This is a genomic window from Shewanella sp. 10N.286.52.E4 (assembly GCF_041468785.1).
Classification (GTDB): Bacteria; Pseudomonadota; Gammaproteobacteria; order Enterobacterales; family Shewanellaceae; genus Shewanella; species Shewanella electrodiphila.
In genome coordinates, this window is sequence record NZ_JBFRJJ010000002.1 from 128,688 (window position 1) to 145,349 (window position 16,662).

At 37.7% G+C, this 16,662-nt stretch carries 8 protein-coding genes; 5 read left to right on the forward strand and 3 right to left on the reverse strand.

Annotation, left to right across the window (positions count from 1 at the left end; all coding sequences use genetic code 11):
• Positions 1 to 34: 34 nt before the first annotated feature.
• From AB4153_RS00905 to AB4153_RS00915, 3 genes are all read right to left on the reverse strand, one after another.
• Entirely contained in the window at positions 35 to 1,804 is a 1,770-nt protein-coding gene (locus AB4153_RS00905; RefSeq protein ID WP_371996047.1) for a hypothetical protein, read from the reverse strand.
• A 675-nt stretch (positions 1,805 to 2,479) separates the two neighbouring features.
• Positions 2,480 to 3,097: a GntR family transcriptional regulator gene (locus AB4153_RS00910; RefSeq protein ID WP_303516756.1), complete on the reverse strand. Its 618-nt coding sequence runs from the start codon at positions 3,095 to 3,097 to the stop codon at positions 2,480 to 2,482.
• A 371-nt stretch (positions 3,098 to 3,468) separates the two neighbouring features.
• Positions 3,469 to 5,859 (reverse strand): agarase, encoded by a 2,391-nt coding sequence (locus tag AB4153_RS00915; RefSeq protein WP_371996048.1) that lies wholly within the window; start codon positions 5,857 to 5,859, stop codon positions 3,469 to 3,471.
• A gap of 444 nt (positions 5,860 to 6,303) precedes the next feature.
• Between AB4153_RS00915 and AB4153_RS00920 the strand changes: the two genes are divergently transcribed.
• From AB4153_RS00920 to AB4153_RS00940, 5 genes are all read left to right on the forward strand, one after another.
• Positions 6,304 to 7,932, forward strand: coding sequence for a sugar porter family MFS transporter (locus AB4153_RS00920; protein WP_371996049.1), 1,629 nt, complete (start codon positions 6,304 to 6,306; stop codon positions 7,930 to 7,932).
• Between the two features lie 2 nt (positions 7,933 to 7,934).
• The gene (locus AB4153_RS00925) at positions 7,935 to 8,876 is read left to right on the forward strand and encodes a sugar kinase (RefSeq protein ID WP_303516751.1); all 942 of its coding nucleotides are present in this window, start codon (positions 7,935 to 7,937) and stop codon (positions 8,874 to 8,876) included.
• A 74-nt stretch (positions 8,877 to 8,950) separates the two neighbouring features.
• Positions 8,951 to 10,072, forward strand: a complete 1,122-nt coding sequence (locus AB4153_RS00930; RefSeq protein WP_371996051.1) for a glycoside hydrolase family 117 protein — start codon at positions 8,951 to 8,953, stop codon at positions 10,070 to 10,072.
• Between the two features lie 207 nt (positions 10,073 to 10,279).
• Positions 10,280 to 12,652: an alkaline phosphatase D family protein gene (locus tag AB4153_RS00935; RefSeq protein ID WP_248955842.1), complete on the forward strand. Its 2,373-nt coding sequence runs from the start codon at positions 10,280 to 10,282 to the stop codon at positions 12,650 to 12,652.
• 515 nt (positions 12,653 to 13,167) lie between these two features.
• Complete coding sequence (locus AB4153_RS00940) at positions 13,168 to 16,629, forward strand: TonB-dependent receptor (RefSeq protein ID WP_371996053.1); 3,462 nt, start codon at positions 13,168 to 13,170, stop codon at positions 16,627 to 16,629.
• Positions 16,630 to 16,662: the final 33 nt, after the last annotated feature.

Genomic DNA, 16,662 nt, shown 5'->3' on the forward strand with positions numbered 1-16,662 from the left:
ACTGTGGATGACTCCGTTTCTAGGCTGTTAATAATTAAAAAACTTGATTATCATTAACATATGCGTTTAACTGAAAGTCTAAATCCGTTGAGAAACTGTCAACGCGTTTGCCGTTAACTTCGCTCCACATTTGATAGAATTTAACCATATCGGTATAGACATATTCATCACCCGTATCGCCAACTTTTTCGAACTTTTGTCTCATCAAACGGGTGTAATAGGGGACTGTGTCACTTATTCGTCCCCACTCAGCTTTTACAGGAATAAAAGGAATTGCCATTTCTATTTGATCTGGACGCTCAAGAAACGACATGAGTTGACTATTTATTGCTTTTAAATGAAACCAATCGCGATAAGGTAGCCAAGGCTGGTTAAATAAAGAATGAGTTTGTGCACCGTATTCTGAGACTAAAAACGGTTTCACTTCGTTGAGAGTAAGCTGCATATAGTGCTCTAACATATCGAAACTGGCTTCGATATTGCTGCCGGCACGTATTTCGGTTCGATCTTGAAAAGCTGGAAAATCATAGAAATGCAATGAGATAAAGTCCATATTATTACCTGCAATATCTATAAAGGCTTTATCACGTGTTTCCCAACGTTCAAAGTTGTCTTTTTCAAAATCTGGAAAGGCAACTGTATAACCACCAATCAATACATCATCGTTAACAGCAATATTGTCTATTTTTACTGCCTTAATTGCCTGGGCTACAGCATTATGAAATTCAAATACTTGATTTAATGCTGCTGGCGTCTCTGAATAATCGACCAATTCATATAATGGCTCATTCATGACTTCTATATATCTAGGCTTGGGTTGACCATAGATATCGACGCCATCATTTTTATTAAAAAACTTTGCGACAAATTGACCCATGTAGTCGCCGGTAGCAGTACCTAAGGGTTCATCTTGAGTATCGGTTTGAGAAAAAGACCATCCTTGGCCAGTATCTTTACCATCAGGCCAGTATGGATGTTGCTGCGCAGCAACAACCATTTTTTGATTTCTATGCTCATGCTTACGTTTCGTTATTGCAATGTCATCAGTGTTAGAGGTGTAACTCCAACGTGCGTTACCCCCATTATTGCTGGCCATTTCAGGATCGATAAATCCATTTTTACTTGCGGATTCTGGCATTAAACTTAATTGATAACGCATTCCACCAGTATCTCGACCAAAGTAAACGTCATAGCCTTCAACAAACTCAGTGATAAGATCATCTGATTCGTTTACTCCAACGCTGTACCAATCATTTTCTGTGTGAGATGCATGTAAGGTTATAAACTTGTCTCGCTCAAAGCTGTCAACGCCATTAATGAGGTGCGCAGTATCTAAATTAAAACTCAATTTAGTGTTAACTTGGCTTAGAGCTTCGAGGGTTTTTACTGAGAATATAACTTGCTGCTGTCCAATAGTAAGCGTTGCACTGGATTCAGTATCAAATGTATCAGACGACATTAACTGCACTGTTATTGTATCGCCATTGTTTATGCTAGCTTCTGCCAGTTGAAAGTTTTCGCCATTAATCGAAAACTCACCTCCAAGGATACTGATATCAACAGTCGTGTTTATACCGCTAACTGTGACAGTTTCTGAGGTTATTAATACACCTAAGGGGATATCCTCTTGCCGTGCAAATGATAATTGGTCAGCAGTATCATCTACAGGCTCTGAAATGACAGGCGGTATTTGTTCTGAAAGATCAGAGTTTGAAGAGTCGTTACCACCACATCCAATGAGTATTGAAGAGGTCAGCATAACTAGTGCACTAAGGCTTAATGTGTTAATCAAATTTTGGGTCATGATGCTCACTTAAAATATCTAATAGTTATTAGAAACAGTTAAAATATGGTTGGGTTAACTGCACAGTGATGACATCAATTGCGTATACTTAAAATACGAACAAATCCTGTATATCCCACTGCAAGGTAACAAACAAAAACCTTTGTTAAAAGTATATTGTTAACAAAATAAATTTACCGTGAAATTAAATGTTTCTGCTTGCAATATATTTGATATTGATAACGTTTGTTTTATAGGGTTTGGTGAGTGATTGTTCTTGTGGTTTTAATTTGGATTGAATTAATTTCAATTGTAAATTTTGCTCAAGTAGAGATTTTACTAGACAGTAAATTTTTCTCGAATTAACACATAAGTTAAACCGGACCGCTTTTTTGATAACGGGACGATTCTTCATTATTCAAATCTATGGAACTTATTGTCATTTTTTGTCGTGGAAAGATAGCGAATATTTAGGATATTGATAGCTTGATTTAACTGACTTAGCTATCTATTCAATTAAGTTAGCTTTGAAGCCAATGAAATAGCTATAAAGCTAAATAAAGTGGGCGCAGCTAGTATTAAAGTAAGCTGAGAATGAAAAACGGAAAATAAAAAGGACAACCTAAGTTGTCCTTTTAACTGTACTTTGAAATTAGAATTCAAGTACAAACAATGTAGATTAAACTTTAGCTTGTTCTATTTAATATTGGCTTTAATCGCCTTAGTTGCACTATTGATGTCACCATCACGTAATGCTTTTAATATACCTCTATGCTCTTCAACACATTCTGAACTCGTGGTAATGCGTTTATAGTTCAGACGCATTCTCATGACGTATGGATACCAAATATTAACTAAATCTTCTCCACCAGCTTTATGGATAAGGTAGTTATGAAATGAAATATCAATTTTTGTCACTTCAGTAAAATCTTCGTTATCAAACGCACCTTGTAGCTCGTCTAATATCGATTCTAATTGGATTAGATCATCTTCAGTTAATGGGTTGTTTTTGAGACTTTCGATAGCATAGACTTCTATATTACGTCTCAAGTTAATCATTAACTTTTGCAGTTTAGGCTCTAATACACTGTTGACAGAGGCTCCACAGTTATTTTTAGATATGAGCAAACCTTCTTTGGTCAATTGTAGAATCACATCGCGAATAGGGCCGCGAGATAAGCCAAAGCGTTTTGCTAATTCTTGTTCATTTAATTTAGTATTGGGCGCTAAATCACCGGCAATTATGTCAGAGCGCAATTGATCTGCAATTTGATCTTTTACAGAAAGGATTTTAGTTGGTTTTGCTGTTGCCATGAGATTCCCAATATTCTTCATTATATATTAACATTCTAGACACTTAGAAAGTTTAATACAATTGTCAAATGTATTATTGTTAAAAATAAACATAAATTTATTTTCCAACATTCTGATGTTTAAGGGATTTGTTTTATAAGTGGATATTTTTTTTCAAAAAAAAGCCCTCATCACGTTTATTGTTAACAAAATATACTAGCGAGAATAATGCTTTGACTTCGTGTAAAAGAAACAATAATGACGTTAAGGGCAACTCTGATGACCTATTCAGACAAGCAATCTGCAACAGATTGGATAAAAACCAAGTGGTGGTTATGGGGATAACCCACCACTCGAAAATGGAAAAAAGACTATTATTACTATTTAGCTGGTTAATCAAGATTACCGAAACGGCGTTGATACATATCAGCATTAATTTGTTTTGCTGCTTCAACCATGTAGGGATAAGGAGTGTCAGTAACAGATACAAAACCTACATTATAGTTTTCGCCATCATAGGCTCTACCTGTAATGGGTGAGTCGATATATTGAAACCAATGAGCACCTATAAAGTAAGGATTATCGATAAGTGAATTCATATAATCTTTATATTTCACACCACGGTCTTGTTGATCTGCTGCGTGGATAAGTCCAGGGTGATAAAGACCAGAGTCTTTAGCGCCAATATGGAACTCTCCAATGATACTTGGCATATCAATTTCAGCTAAAAACTGCCATTTCTTTTTGGGTAAACCTTCTTTGTAAGAATTAAAGCTAATAACATCTACAAATTTTGCAGACGATTTTACAACTTCAATAGGCATCCCCCAGTCAGGGAATCTTGACCCTAAATACATATGATTTGGTAAGTATTGCTGTAATGCATTATCCACGGTACTAAAATACTTATCTGCGTATGTGGTTAGTAGGATGCCATAATCTTTCACTTGCTGTTCATTATTTATCGTTGAATCAATCCCTTTATCAAACGCTTGCCAATCGGTAATTTGAGTTTGCCAAACTGCATTTAATTTCGAAATATCTTTGTATTTATCTTTCATTACCTTGGTGAAAGCCGCTTTAGTTGGCACATCTGCACCGTCTCGGGTCAGTGTATTAACCACGATCCCGTAATGACTTTCAGTACTATCTGAGCGCCCAAAACTTTTTTCATTATCAATAAAGATCCCGACACACCAAGGATTACCTTTTACTTCTTCATAAACTGCCTTAGCAGTGACTAAAGCTCTTTTTTCGAATTCAGGGTCAAATACATCTGGCATCGGCGCCCAAAAATCATTACCGCTGGAAACCGTTTTATAGTCGCCAATAATCCAACCATTGGCAAAATAGGGGATTTTATTATTGTCGTAATAACGAGGGTCGGTCCAATTACCTAAAGATGTGAATCCCCAATCTAGCATGCGGTTGACGGTGGTATCTTCCCAGGCTTGCATATACCCTTGAGGATGGTTGCCGTATTTTCTTTCTAAATTCGCGGCATAAAAACTATAGGTTTCACCATGTTTCACAGGTCCTGAATGGGCGCTACGACGGTAACCAAAATGTTTGCCTAAAGGTTCATCGTATTTAGGTAACCAACTGAACATGTTAGTTCTAACATCTGATGAGACAAAACGGCTATTAATGGCATCATCGCTTACTCGATTTAATTTTTGAGAGTCTTCAGGTGTGACATCACTATCAGTGGGTTGCACTATATATTGCTGACTAAAATCAAAGCCTGTCATGGTTGAAGAATTTGATAAGCGGATAATATCAATACCAGTAGCGAGGTATAAATAACCATCTGGATCAACAAGTGACCATTTATCGTTAATTTTTTCAGTTCTAAAATAACCAGTTGATTTAAGTTTAGGGCCAGCTAGCCAGCCACCATATTGACTGCGATCTTCTGCTACTTTCCCTGTGAGTGATGATGCTTCTAGTTTTCGCTCTTGTTCCATTTGTTGATCATTTGCAATTTTCCCGACAAAAGTTTCTTTATTATTTTGCCCATATTGATCAACGATATGGGTTAAAAATGATTTATCAAATTGAGGGTTTTGGCGTAACTGCATCTGACTAATAATAATCTGCTTATCATGCATATTACTTTGGACGCTTAAACTTATTCGGCTAATTCCTTTAGTATTGAGATTCTTTTTACCCCACATAGATGTAAATTGGCTTTCATCACTTTGCCAAGTATCTGGGTTAGAACGGAGTCCTGAGGTAAAGTTAAGTTCAACATTATGATCCCCATCAGGTGTACCTAAATCATGACCTGCCATTTTGGCATAATAAGTTTGTGCTTTAGAATTTGCTGGAACATTTACCGTACGGGTGTAGTTGTTACCATCAATATCGCTGATATCTAAATATAACTGGACGCTATGTTCACTTGGATTTGATATATCAAACGCCAAATTAAAATCGTTTAAATCACTCCAATCCCATGGTGTAACAGGGGAGAAGCTTACATTACTGTAACTGTTATCTTTTGAATGAAAATCTACGTTCAATCGAGATTTATCGATATACAGTTTTGCTGCATTACTGGTAATTACATTATTTATTAAAGTCGGATCTGACAAATCAATCAATTGTAAGGATTGTAATTTTTCCGTTTCACTATTAGACAAGGTGATGGGATCAGTAGGCTCGTTTATTCCACTAGATTCACTTTGGCAACCACATAAAGCTAAGAATACCGATGACATTAATATTGCTTTTCTACGGTTAAGATTAAATTGCTTACCGTCTGTATTTCGTTTTCTCATCTTAATTTCCATGTGGTGACAAGTTTATTTGAACATCTATACTTTGTTAACAATCTACATTATGGTTTTTGCTGATGCAATATCTTATTAACAATTTTTCAAAGTCGGTACTTATGTTTGACTGCTGAAATCTCGCTGGCCAGTTAATTAATTAGGAATTTTGTGTTTATCCTTAGGACTAGTCATTAAAATGTTGATATTAAATATTAACTTAGCGTCAGCTTTATTTTGAGATTTGAAAGCAGACTCATATTCTTAAATGGTAAATTGTTAACAATAGTTGCAAATTGAAATAAGGTAATGCTACTGTAATGTTAATTAAATGGTTGATGCTTTTAATGGTTAGACTTAATGAAACCGGTGTTAATTGATACTAATTTCATGCAGTAAGGCTTAATTCAGCATGATCAACAAAAGAAAATTACAATAACAGCGGATGTAGTTATGATTAATACAAGTCACAGTGTTTTATATTGCGCATTAGTGGTGGCATTGGGTGGGTTTATATTTGGATTAGATGCCGCCCTTATTTCTGGTACAGTAAAATTTGTGACCAATGAATTCAATTTAACAGATTTGCAAATTGGAACGGTAGTCAGTGCACCAGGATTTGGGGTTATATTCGCGTTAATGATTACGGGCTATGTTTGTGACAAAATTGGCCGTAAACATACCCTAGTCATTATTTCATTCATTTACATCATATCCGCAGTGATGTCTGTACTGGCTAATAGTTTTGAATCACTAGTCATCGCACGCTTTATTGGCGGCTTAGCATTCACCTCTTTATCTGTAGCGGCCATGTATATTGGAGAAATCTCACCTTCACACCTTCGCGGAAAATTAGTCTCTATTATCCAAATTAATATTGTTGTAGGTCTGTCGATAGCTTATTTTGCTAATTACGCAATTTTAGCCTTGTCAGAAAGTGAACATCACTTTGTAATAACATTAGGTCTAGATATTCATACATGGCGCTGGATGTTAGGTATTGAAATTTTACCTGCCATTATTTGGTTTTGTTTATTACTCAATATCCCACAGAGTCCGCGTTGGTTGATCATGAAACACAAGGAAGAAAAAGCGAAACAAATTATCAATCAGTTTAATAATACGGACCATTGTGATGAAGAAATCACGCAAATCAAGTTAAGTCTTAAAAGTCATCATCCCAAGCATTCGTTTTGGTATTTGTTTAAAAGTTTATTTGATACAAAAGTGCGTGCTGCAATGTCGATTGCTTTAACTATTGCAGTTGTACAGCAAATTACTGGTATTAATGCAATTATGTTTTATGCACCGACTGTGTTTGAACAATTAGGGATCGGAACTGATGCTGCTTTCTTTCAAGCTATTATTGTGGGTTTAGTCAGTATCGTATTCACAGTAGTCGCCATTTTACTCATCGACAGATTAGGTAGACGTCCATTAGTTATTTGGGGGTTAGCCATTGCTACAATAAGCCTATTCGCATGTTTTTGGGGATTTAATCAAGCAACTTATTTACTTGATGAAGCTAAAGTGACTGGGTTAATGAATCAGTATGCGTTAGTAGATATTAGTTCACTTATAAATGTCGTGTATCAAAGTGATGTCGAGTTTAAGAATGCACTCATTGAAGTGATGGGTTCAACCAACGCAAAGCTTTATGAAAGCCAGATACTTCAAAGTGCAGCCAACATCAATGTGAACTTAATTCTAGCTGGCATTATTGGTTTCATTGCTGCTTTTCATTTTTCAATTGGACCGATTATGTGGGTATTATTTTCTGAAATATTTCCAACACATATTCGTGGTGTGGCCATTCCTGTTTTTGCTTTCATTACAAGTTTTGTGAGTTATTTAGTACAGCAGTTTTTTCCTTGGCAGCTTAGTGTTTTCGGCGCAGACGAAATATTTTTATTCTATGCAATTTGCGGTGCTATTGGCTTTGTACTCTTATTTAAAATAATGCCCGAGACTAAAAACAAAACCATCGAAGAAATTGAAACTTTATTAACTCATGCTTCAAAGGATATGAATAAACGGAATGAAGATATAGAAACCGTACCTTTAGCAGAGAGAGAAGCATAATTATGAAATCAATACTTGCTATAGGCGAATGTATGATGGAGTTAAGCCACCATTCGGATAATTTACTTAAGCGTTCTTTTGCTGGTGACACATACAATGCTCTGGTTTATGCAAAACGTTATAACAAAAAACTAGATTGTAAATATTTAACGGCTATCGGTGAAGATGCCATTAGTGGGGAAATGCTAAATGTGTTGCGCCAACATGATTTAAACAGCCAATGTGTTATAGCTTCGACTAATGCAACCATAGGTATTTACGCAATACATACAGATTCAAATGGGGAAAGAAGTTTTAGTTATTGGCGTAATCAATCAGCAGCTACTCAAATGATGAAGTTAATGTCATTAGAGCAAATGGTTTCGAAGATTGGTCACGTCGACAGTGTTTTCTTTAGTGGTATCACATTGGGTATTTTATCAGATGAAGATAAACATTTACTGTTATCTCTTATTAATACACTTCGTGAAAATGGCAGCCAAATTGTTTTTGACCCAAATTATAGGCCCGCAATGTGGCGGGGCACCATTCACGCTACTCAATGGATAAATTTAGCTTACGGCCATAGCGATATCGTGCTCCCAGGAATTGAAGAACATCAGACTTTATTTAATCATCAAAGCCCGATACAGATAATGCAGCATTGCCAAGATTTAAATGTAAAAGAAATCGTTGTTAAATGTGGTGAGCTTGGCACTTATGTTTATCAATACGGTGAACTTATATTTCATCAACCTTTCATTCCTGCTGAACAACAGGTCGATTCAACAGCAGCAGGTGACTCTTTTGCTGGCACTTATTTAGCCGCTAGATTAAGTGGTTTTGATATTGAAGGGGCGTTAATTGATGCTGCTAACATTGCAAGACAAGTCGTTCAGCATACTGGCGCAATTATAAATCAAAAAAATTATCAATCGGTTGCTACATTAACATCTTCAACCTAAACCAAAACTGGTTTAGGTGCTAATACACTCATTAATAATGTTTAAGCACCACTTAATCTTTACTGGGAAGTCATATGAAAACAAATAATAAACCGCTAAGCCTTGCAAGCCAACGCGCAATTGAACGCGGTTATGATAATAACAATGCTGATTGGATGGTGGAGTTTGATGTGAGTCCACTAAAAGGCGATTTTGCTTTTGAAGAAGGGGTTATTCGACGTGACCCATCGTCAGTGATTGAAGTTGATGGCTTATTTCATTGTTGGTATACCAAAGGAACAGGCGAAACCGTCGGTTTTGGCTCCGATAACTTAGAAGATAAAGTGTTCCCATGGGATTTAACTGAAGTGTGGCATGCTACATCTATAGATGGTGAAGTTTGGAAGGAGTGCGGTGTTGCTATTGAACGCAGTGCACAAGGCCAATATGACGATCGTGCTATCTTTACTCCAGAGGTATTAGTTCATCAAGGTCGCTACTATTTAGTTTATCAGACAGTGACAACCCCTTATACCAACCGCCAATTTGAACACATTGCCATTGCAAGTTCAGATAGCCCCTATGGACCTTGGTTGAAATCACCAGCTCCAATTTTAAGCCCAAGTCAGGATGGCGAATGGCGAGGGAATGAAGACAACCGTTTTCATGTGAACAGTAAGGGGAGTTTTGACAGTCACAAAGTGCATGATCCTTGCTTACTGTTTTTTAATGACAAGTTTTACCTTTACTACAAAGGAGAAACCATGGGCGAAGAAATGAACTTTGGTGGCCGCGAAATTAAACACGGCGTAGCGATTGCTGACAACATTGAAGGGCCTTATATCAAGTCTGAGTTAAACCCTATTTCAAACAGTGGTCACGAAGTGGTTGTGTGGAATTTTGAAAGTGGCATTGCTTCACTATTAACAACCGATGGCCCTGAAAAAAATACCATTCAGTTTGCAGATGATGGCCAAAATTTTGAGATTAAAGCCCACATAAAAGGGGCCCCAGAAGCCATTGGTTTGTTTAGACCAACTAAGCCTAATAGTGTTGCAACAAATAGCTCAAATGTACGTGTAAATGACAGCCAAAGACCAGGCCTAACTTGGGGGCTTTGTCATCAATATGATGCTTCTTGGAACTGGAATTTTATTTGTCGCTTTAGTATCAAACGACAAGTGTTAGATGCTGGAACTTTTCAAAATAGTAACTAGCAAATGACTGGTCGTTAGCAGTAAGTAGCTAATCGTTAGGGCATGAAGCCGATGCTAATTTTATCGTATATGGTTTCGACCCCTTAATGATTTGGCGTCGTAGCTTTTGCTTTATAACAGTGAATGTTCGGCTAAAGGCTGATGTTGTCATCACTTAATCGCTTTATTGAGTACAAACGGACTCTTGTAAACAAAACTGAGGAAGGTATGGATAGACGCAGTTTTATAAAACTTTCGGCTTTAACTACGGGTGGATTGTTATTCCCATCTCAAGCTGCTAGAGCGGCAGCCAATAGATTGTCTGTTACTGACGTTTCTTTAGTGGAAACATTAGCCAGTAATAGTAAACGTCCTTGGCTTGGTTCTGCCTTTTGGGGTAATCGCCTGCAAGATTGGCAATTGAATGCAGGTAAGATTGAATGCATTCGAAACGGGCGTGGATTTGAAATGCGCACGGTGTCGATATTAACGCGACAACTTAATAACAGTATTAAGCCTGCACGTATTAAAGCAAAAGTTTCAAACTTAACGCCTAACAAAGCTGGCTTTTGTGGTTTTTTATTGGGGGCGGGTTCGGATCGTTTAGATTATCGAGCTAGTGCATTAATCCAAAGGGCATCTGGTGAAAATGGCGGCTTTATGGCTGTCATTAATGAAAAAGGTGAACTTAGTTTTAATGACTTTACTAACAAACAAAAACCATTGGCTTATGAAAAAATCGTGAGAACCAATAGCGTTAATATTGGCGCTGTTCATGATCGTGAGATTATCTTAGATTGCCATATTGATCCGGTATCTAAAGCGTCATTTGATGTCCGTTTAGTTGCCATTGACAGTAAAACTGGAAAAGAGCTTGGGTTTATTGTTAGAACAGGCGTTCCTAATGATGAACTACTAGGTGGGGTAATGTTGTTATCTTCAACACCACCTAAGCAAAGTGGGGCGCGCTGGGCATTTTCAGATATTCAAACGGGTGGTGAAAAACTATCGAAACTTGATCAACAAGCCATTGGGCCTGTTATGGGTTGTATGCACAGTGTCAATAAGTCGGTATTAAAACTCAGTGCCCAGTTTATGCCAGTTGCTGACGATGAGTATCAAACTGCAAAGTTACAATATCAACTCGTCGGCAGTAAAGAGTGGGTCTCTGCGCCTTCATCCCAAATGGAGCCAGGCTACATCATTCAATATCGCGTCGATAACTGGGATAACACCCAAACACACAATTATCGAGTGGTTACCGTTAGCGCATCAGATCAGGTGGACGTGTTATACCAAGGTCAAGTGCTAAAAGATCCAGGTAAAACAAAGCCATTGTCTATTGCTTTGTATTCTTGCCTTGTGGCCACCAATCAGTCATTAGATATTGAACATTTCAAGACCAGATTAAAACAAGAAAAGCAATTAGGTCGTTTTAGTCCTGAGAATATTTTGTTTCCTCATACAGAACTGGTGAATAATTGCGACAAGCACGAACCAGATATGTATGTATTTTGTGGTGATCAATTCTATGAAGCAACGCCAACACAAGTATGGCGTAATCGACCTGACTCACACTTAGACATGCTTTATCGCTGGTATCTTTGGTATTGGACATTTAAAGACTCTATTCGAGATAAACCAGCAATATTGTTAGCGGATGACCATGACGTACTACAAGGTAATTTATGGGGAGTAGGTGGCCGCGATCCCGTTGTATTAGAAGGTGATAAACGCACCGAAGAAGACGGTGGCTATATGCAAACCAAAGCCTTGGTCAAAATGGTTTATCGAATGCAACATGGTCATAATCCTGATGCATACGATCCAACACCAATAGAACACGGTATTCCTGTGACTTATGGTGCCTTTGTTTATGGTGGTGTCAGTTTTGCCATGGTAGAAGATAGAAAGTTTAAATCCCGCCGTAATATCAATATTGATCCGATTTATGCCCAAGGTGAGTTATTGGGTCATAGGCAAGAGCAGTTTTTACGCGAATGGGCAGATATGGATAAAGCGCTGCCTAAAATCTGTATTGCTGCATCCATGTGGGGCTCGCCTCAAACCAAAAGTAATTTAGAACCATTGTTAGATTACGACTCAAACGGCTATCCACCTGACGGTAGAACTCGCGCAGTCAAATTGATTAAAGACGCAGGCGCTGTAGTCATTTGCGGTGATCAACATTTAGCCATGGTGGCTAAACAAGGGTTAGACACCTTTGAAGATGGACCATTATTTTATGCTGGCCCTGCTGGAGCCGCGTTTTGGCAGCGATGGTTTGAAGGAATAAATAAACTTGATAATCAATTTAATAATGATCCTAACACGGGTAATTTTACCGATACATTTGGTAATAAGATGCGGGTACTAGCCGTAGCCAACCCCAAGGTGACCTATGATGATTTTAAACAGCAAACCAATAATTCCTGGAGTAACTATTTAGCTGATAGGAGTTTAAAAAGTGAAGGCTACGGTATTGTAAAAGTAAACCATCATGCCGAACAATTTGAATTCGAATGCTGGGAGTGGGATACCGATCCAACTCAGGGTAAACAATTTGCTGGTTGGCCATATATTCATAAATTTGAATCTTAATCAGTTAAACCCATACTTTGTTTAAAGCCATCCTCGGATGGCTTTTTTATGTTAAGCATCTATTAGATGATTTAATTAACAATTTGCATGCTGTAAAAATATATCTGTTAACATTTCAAATGCCACATTTGAACTTTTTTTATAATTAACCTCAGAAATCAGTATATACCTCTAGCTTCTCATTCTTATTAAAGTGTTATCTTCTACCGATTCGGCAATGCCAGATAATTTAACTGTGTAAATAATTGTTGGCGTAAAATTCTTTAAAATCAATGATAAACAATCGAAAGAACAATAGTTAACGGTATGTTAGTTGAGGTACAATGCGACAAAGACGAGAAAGAGTTTCATCGAATTAGTTAAATAAATCGATTTAAGCTTATTGAAGATTGTTAACAAAATTATGTTGACAGTTATTCCCTTGGTTAGTAATGTCTGTAAACAGGATTGCAACATTGTATTAACTTTTGCAATTCAGGTTAGGCAGAAACACAAACGCTCTTGGGGGAGTAGATATGCCAATTAAGACATTAAAATATAAGTACAGCTCTGTATATCTCGCATTGTTAACAGCAATGTCTATGCAGGTCGTTGCTGAAGAAAAGGCAACCGATGAAGCTGCAGAAGAAATTGAAGTAATTCAAGTTAAAGGCTTAAAAAGTAGTTTAAAGAAGTCAATCAACGATAAACGTTTTTCAGAAAACCTGACTGATTCAATTAATGCTGAAGATATCGGTAAATCAACCGATCAAAACATTGCAGATGCTTTATCACGAGTTACTGGTGTTACTGTTCAGTCAGTTGATGGAGAAGGTTCTCGTATTACGGTACGTGGTGCTAATTCACAACAAAATAATGTCAGTATGAATGGCGTCCAACTCGGTTCGACTGATTTCAGTCAAAGTGTTGATTTATCGCAGTACTCATCCGACATTTTATCTAAAATTGAAGTGGTTAAAACACCCAGCGCCGATCACGAAGAAGGTGCTCTAGGGGCGAATATTAATTTAATCACCAACAAGCCACTTGATTTAAATTATCAAATTAGAACGGTAACGGTTGAAGGTCGCTATAACGATTTATTAGATGACGAAAACTATAGGGTTTCAGGAACGATATCCGAAAAAATGTTTGATGATACTTTTGGGTTGATTTTTACCGCAGTAAAAGAAACTAACTCTTACCGTAAAGATCAATATAGTGCTGATAATTGGGTATCTGAATTTTCTCATTTAGCTTCTGATACAGAAGGGAATCTTGTTGAAGATGTGTGGGGCATCACGAATAAGAATTCACGGTATGAGTTGTATAATAATGATGTAGACCGTATGAACTTTAATTTGGGTTTACAGTGGGCACCAACTGATTCAACAGAGTTTAATCTCAATACCAATTACACCAAACAGTCTTTTGAAAGTTCAATGCATGGCGTTCAAATTCGTAGTGGTCAACAAGGTAATATGATTGAAGGGATCGACCCTGGTTTAGGTGGCGGCCCATCACAGTGGACGGATCCACAGCAAGATTGGCATACCATTGATTTAAAGACCAATACATTTACTAAATACTTAAACCGATTTGGTGATGGTGGTTTAAGCCAGTCTGAAAACAAATATGATGAAGAAAACACCGTTATCTCATTCGATGTTAGGCATGATATTACTGACAATCTTATTTTAAATGCCGGTCTAGGTTACTCAAAGTCTGAACGTATTCCTGAAAACCAAGTTTATATTGCGATGCAAAACTTTAGCAATATTAACCGCTGGTTATTAAAAAATGTTCCAGAAACTGATATTGAGCCAGTCGGTTATGACTGCACTAATGGCCCATGTACTTTAGTGGGGGGGGCTGGTCTGATTGATTATGGCGAGAATAACGAATTTGGCGATCCATTAAATGTTTGGGATAACTACGGCACAACAGGCTTTAACGTTGATGAGCTCAATGCCCAGCATTTAACTTTTTTAAATCGCTCAGTTGTTGCCGTTGAAGATGAACAAAAATCAGCTTTCGTCGATTTTGACTGGATAGTCGACGCTGGACCATTATCAAGTATTGAGTTTGGTGCTAAGTACTCTAACCGTGAAAAATACGTAGATAACCAGCAAAATGCATTTAATAGTGTCGGCGAAGGTGTAGTTATTAATAACCCTTATACAGGAGCTCCTACGGTTTTAAATGATGGTTTGAATTCGTTAAGTGGTGATCTTTTTGCAACTGGAGAAAGCTTTCCTGTAGATGACTTCATGGACAGTAATGGCTATGGGCGCGATGCGATTACGGATGGTTGGACAACCTTTTCAGCATTTAAAGCATTTGATGTTGCTTTAGGTTCTCCTTCTGTTGGTTTCGAGCCTGATAATTCAAATACACGTTCTGCAGAGCTTGAAAATTTCGCTACCTACTTGAAAGCCAACTTTGGTTTTTTTGACGGTCGTTTATCTGGTGATGTTGGTGTTCGTTATGTTAAAACAGAAGTAGAAACATCAGGTTACTCAGGTGTTCAATTTGCTTATGATCCTGGTAACGTTGGCCGGTTAATGGACCCTTTCAAATTGGCTGAATTACGTGATTCAAGTCTGCCTGAATGTAGTGGTATTCCATTTTACGGTACTGATTGGAACGCAGAAACTCGTTGGGCTCGTGTTGATGGCAATGGTTACGATACTAATGGTACTAACAATTTAACTGATGATATTGCTCGACCAGATGAAGGTGCTTGTTTTGATGCTAATGCTGTACGTGGTAATCCAAACGAAAGTGGTTGGTGGTTATGGCGTCACAGTGATATATCTACTGAAAAATTCTATGGTTATGGTGATAGACAACTTGACGAAAATGGTCAGCTTGTTGCAACTGAAGATAGAAGTAAGCGTAGCTTTGCTGTAACTGGTACTCATGATTATGACGTTTTCTTACCCAGTCTAAACTTGAATTATCTCCTTACTGACGATTCGGTACTACGTTTTGCAGCATCTAAGACGATGGCACGCCCACAAATTGATTCATTACGTCCTGGCTTTAAAGTGCGTGAAACCCAGTGGGGCGGTTACAATCGTAATAACACCATTACCCTCACAACACCTAAATTAGACCCATTAGAATCAATTAACTTAGATTTATCGTACGAATGGTACTTTAACGAATCAGGTATGTTGTCTGCAGGCCTATTCTATAAAGACATGACTAATTTCGAAGAATCTGAAACTGTTGTGACTTATATGGATGACCTACGAGATGTCGGCTTAACAGAAGGCGAAGGTTATAATCCTGATGATTTAGTATTGGTAGCAGGCCAAGACAGTCTTGAACAATGTATGCCTAAACGCTTCCAGGGTAATGATGAATTCCGTGAAGATTGGATGTATTCAGGTGACTTGGAGCAAATGTGTGCTCAGTTCAAAACAACTCGTATCAAAAATGGTAAAGGTGCGAACATTAAAGGGGTTGAACTGCAGTATATTCAAACTTTTGACATGCTACCCGGTTGGCTTTCAGGTTTAGGTATTCAAACTAATTATACCTATCAAGACAGTAAATATGACCAAGAAGTATCGTCAATAGATGACACTGTTCAACTACCTGAGTTACAAGTTGCCTATACACCTGAGCATAGTTATAACTTAACTGCATTTTGGGAAAAGAATGGACATCAATTAAGACTGTCTTATCGAGGTAATAGTGACCAATTAGCCAAGCGCTCATGGGAATCAGGTTCATTATGGGAAGAAGGGCGCCAAACTCTCGACTTCTCAGCTAGTTATAAGCTAAATGATATGGTTACATTCTCTTTCCAAGCCGTGAACTTAACTGATGAGGGCGTACGTCAGTATTATACTAGCCGTTTCCTAAATGTTAATGGTGAAGTGTTAGATGAAGGTAGTCCACTGTCGGGTAATGCGACGGACTCACGTACCGTTTATCAGTACCAAACAGGCCGAACATTCCGTCTCAATGCACGTATGAATTTCTAAATTCAATACCTGTAAAAAGCTACCTTAGGGTAG